Annotated in this window: 1 protein-coding gene; it reads right to left on the bottom strand. The window is 56.5% G+C overall.

Features of this window, described 5'->3' with window-relative positions; all coding sequences use genetic code 11:
- Positions 1–81: 81 nt before the first annotated feature.
- Positions 82–3264, bottom strand: coding sequence for a hypothetical protein (locus BJF92_RS23115; RefSeq protein WP_143524174.1), 3183 nt, complete (start codon positions 3262–3264; stop codon positions 82–84).
- Between the last annotated feature and the right edge of the window lie 697 nt (positions 3265–3961).

Below are 3961 nucleotides of genomic sequence, written 5' to 3'. Positions count from 1 at the left end.
AATAGGTCCTGAGCCTAGACGCGGCATGGGCGCATGTCCGGCTTCTGCGTGAAGCCCGACATGCGCCTGGCGCGTCCTTGCTTAGCTGAAGATGAAATAGTCGGAGGTAAGCGCTGCCACCTTCTGCTGTTTCACGAGGAGCGTGTCGGCGGCATCGAAGCGGATGAGAACGTCGCTGCCCTGCTGGACCATGTTGAGCGAGGCGAAGTCCGCCGCCCAGCTCTTGTTGATGGCGACATGATCCGCAGCGCCGCCATCTGTGTTGAACCCGTAAAGAATGTCATTGCCACCCTGATAGATCATCGTGGCATTCTTCGTGGTCGAAAAGCGGAAGGTGTCATCGGCCGCGCCGCCCGACAGGGTCTGACCATCGACGAAGGCATAGAGGTCATGCTTGCCGGATGTGTGCAGGATATCGCGTTTCATACTGGTGCCGGCCGCATTGAAGACTTCGGTCTGAATGTCTCCGGTACCATCCTGCTTGTAGGATTTCCAGATTCTCGAACCGTCCGTGTTATAGAACGTATCGGCCGTGAGAATTCCGGTCGCCGTGTAGGTCAGTGTCTGCTTTGTACCGTCGGCATTGCGCAATTCGCGATAATCGAATGTGCCGTCATCGTGCATCCGTTCGATGAGGGTGGTTTTGCCGCTCGTATCAATCTTGCTGTGCTCGATCGTATAGGTCTTTCCAGTGATGCCATAGACGGTGTAGTCGATCGAGCTGTCGGCGGCCACAAACGCCTTCGTTTTCACGACGCCATTGCTGTAGGTCGTTGTGACGCTGCTGCCATCGGCGTTCTTCCGATAATCCGAGGACAGTGTTCCGTCAGAGAGATAGTTCATCTGCTCTGTCCAGCCTTCATGGCTGGTGATCGTCGTGCTGGTCTTAACGCCGGCGGAATAGGTGGTGGTCGTCAGATCGCCATCCGTCTCTTTGACACCTTGCCAAGTTAGCTTGCCGGCCGTGTCGTATTTGGAGGCCGTGACGGTTCCATCCTGCGCGGTAACGGAGCTTTGAGAGAGACGCCCATCCGTATCGTAGACATAATATTCATTCGAACCGTCAGAGTTGTGCAGTTCCCGTGTATCGAATGTGCCATCGGCATGCATCCGCTCAACGAGCGTGATTTTGCCGCTTGCATTGGTCTGGCTGTGTTCGGTTGTGTATGTCTTTCCGGTGATGCCGTAAGTCATATTATCGATGGAACCATCGACGGACTGTATTGACTTCGTTTTCACGGCGCCGTTGACGTAGGTCGTTGAGACAACACTGCCATCGGCGTTTTTTCGATAGTCCGAGGAAAGGCTTCCATCCGGAAGGTAATTGAATGTGTCTGTCCAGCCTTCATGGCTGGTGATCGTAGTGCTGGTCTTGACGCCGGCGGAATAGTTCGTGGACGTCAGATCGCCATCCACTTCCTTGATGCCCTGCCAGATGAGCTTGCCTGCCGTGTCGTAGTTGGAGGCTGTGATGGTTCCATCCTGTGCTGTCACCGAGTTTTTAATGAGGCGTCCAGCCGTGTCGTACGTATAGTATTCATTTGATCCATCGGTATTGTGCAATTCCCTGGAATCGAAGGTGCCATCGGCATGCATTCGCTCGATGAGCGTGATCTTGCCGCTGGCGTCGGAGACCTGATGCAGGCTCGTATAGGTCTGGCCGGTGATCTTATAGCTGTAGACATCCGCAGTCCCATCGGGATGCAGAGTCGTCTTGGTGACAAGGTCGCCATTGCTGTAGCCATAGTCGGTTTTCAGCGTCAGCGTCCCTTGAGCGTCGTACTCCTTGACCGTCTCCCAGTTGTTTTCGCCATAGCTCACGGTGAAGCTGTAGCCGCCGGCGATCTTGGCGAGCGTGCTGCCATAGTTGGAAATCATGTAATTCATGGTCTCGACCGTGGAGACCGGCAGGGCATGGCTGTCCGTCAGGGTGATGGAGGTCAGCCCGCTCGATGCAGCCAGGCTGTCGATGCGTGCCATCAACTGCGCGGCCGTCAGGGACAGATTGGCGTTGCTGACAAGAGCCGTCTCGGTGACGGCCGCCGCGGCACCGACTTCGACGACCAGCGGATGGTCGCTCAAAGGAAGGGAAATGCTGGAGACATTGTTGTAGGTGGCAATCGGTTCCAGACCGCTCAGCGGATCATAGACCCGGATCACGCTTTCGACCTGGCTGAACTGGAGCACGGTCTGGGTCGTAACAGGAGTGATGTCCTTCTGCGTGTTCTGATTCCAGACCGGCGTGTCGTTCCAGATCAGAATGTCATAGACCGCACCCGGCTTGTCCAGCGTCATCAGATGCGCCGTGGAAGGGGCATTGCTGAGCGTCGGCACGGCCGGAACGGTGCCGTCCGCCACGCCATCGGCGCCGAATTTGAGAATGGTCGTGAGATTGTGGAGCGCGGTGGCGGCCAGTTTCGGCGTTCCGTCCTCCTTGAAAATGCCGAAATAGACTTCCGACTCGCCGCGATACAGGCTGTCGCTGTTGTCGAGGAGCTCATAGAGGTAGACCGCGCTGGCGCCGTCCTCAAAGGCCATGAACAGGTCGGTCAGCATCATCTTCGCCTGGGCGGCTTCGTTCGTGCCAATGCCCTGGAAGCTTTGCAGCGTGGTGTGCCCCATCTCAGTGACGATCAGCGGATCGCCAGAGGAGGCACTCTTCGCATGGCTGACGATCGATTCCATGACCGGATCATTATTGGCGCGGCCGGTATGCGTGTAGATATGCGCATTCGCCGCATCGGAATAGGCGCCGAGATCGCCGATCCGGGCATAGTTGGAGGTGTTGTCGTAGCCGAGATTGAGATTGAGCACGGTCGTTGCGCTGAGCGCCGGGTCGGCCTTGATCGCGGTGTAGAGATCCTTCTGGAAGGCGGCGGCCGCCTCGAGCGAGGTCAAGCCATTATAGCTGGCGCTGGTCAGATCGGCTTCGTTCAGCCCTTCGATCGACAGAAGCGCGCCGGGATTGCTGGTCTGGAAGGATTTGAGCGCGCTGAGGAAGTCGGCAATACCGGCCGCGCCATTGGCCGCGACGCCATATGACGTCATGAAATTGAACTGGATCCCGGCGGCCGCCATGGCATGGAGAACGGGCGCGCCCTGTGCTTGCCCGGCGATCGCATCGCGGACCTGGGTCACGCCGATATAGTTCAGGCTGTTGATGATCAGGCTCGAATTCTTATAGCCATTGGCATAGAGCGCGCCCTTGGTGTTGATGCCGATGCTCTGCACCATGTCGATTGCGCGTAAACTTTGGACTGCCATGATGATCTCCGTTGGTCGAATAGGAGGTCATGCCTGCAGCATGACTCACAGGTAAAAAGGGGGCTGCGAGACGCACACCTGGCCCATACAGGTTGATGTGGTCTTGCCGCGTGGCGATGGCCGTTGCCCTGTGCAAAGGCCGTTTCTCCTCGCATTGCCTATGGCAGGAGATTTCCGTCGCGGCGTAATTCCCTCGCGGGAGGGAGCTGTGATTCGCCGCGCGCTCAAAAGACGCATCAGTCGGATTTTCAACCCCGACGGGCATTCTTATACCAGTCGCAGTCATTGCGGTGGTATTGTATTAGACTTATCGGTAAAATACGAATGTTTCGTAACAGATGCAGGCTTCCTTGCCATGCTCTGATTTTGCCGGGAGATCTGTATCAGATAGGCGAATTCGCCCTGACCTTTCTGTGCGCCCGGCTCTACGCGCGGCGTTTCGCCTGAGTTCGCACGCAGACCGACGATCACGTGCAGGCCGCTGCTCTGGATTTTGTTCTTGCGTCAGGTTTTTCCGAAAACCGGTTCCCGCTTTTCGGCCCGATGCACTTTAGAGCATCGGACTGAAAACAGTCCTCAGTGCGATGCTCTAGATTTTTGTTTTTGCATCGGATTCTTCCGAAAACCGGTTCCCACTTTTCGGTCTGATGCTCTAGGCTCAGGACTCATAAATCACAACCAAAAGATAACGGTTGCA

This window comes from Xaviernesmea rhizosphaerae, assembly GCF_001938945.1.
GTDB lineage: Bacteria > Pseudomonadota > Alphaproteobacteria > Rhizobiales > Rhizobiaceae > Xaviernesmea > Xaviernesmea rhizosphaerae.
The sequence above is the reverse complement of the archived record's forward strand: the minus strand, read 5'-3'. Positions and strand labels throughout refer to the sequence as shown.

Coding starts and splice junctions, on each gene's coding strand:
- BJF92_RS23115 (WP_143524174.1), bottom strand. CDS start 3,264: ATGGCAGTCCAAAGTTTACGCGCAATCGACATGGTGCAGAGCATCGGC.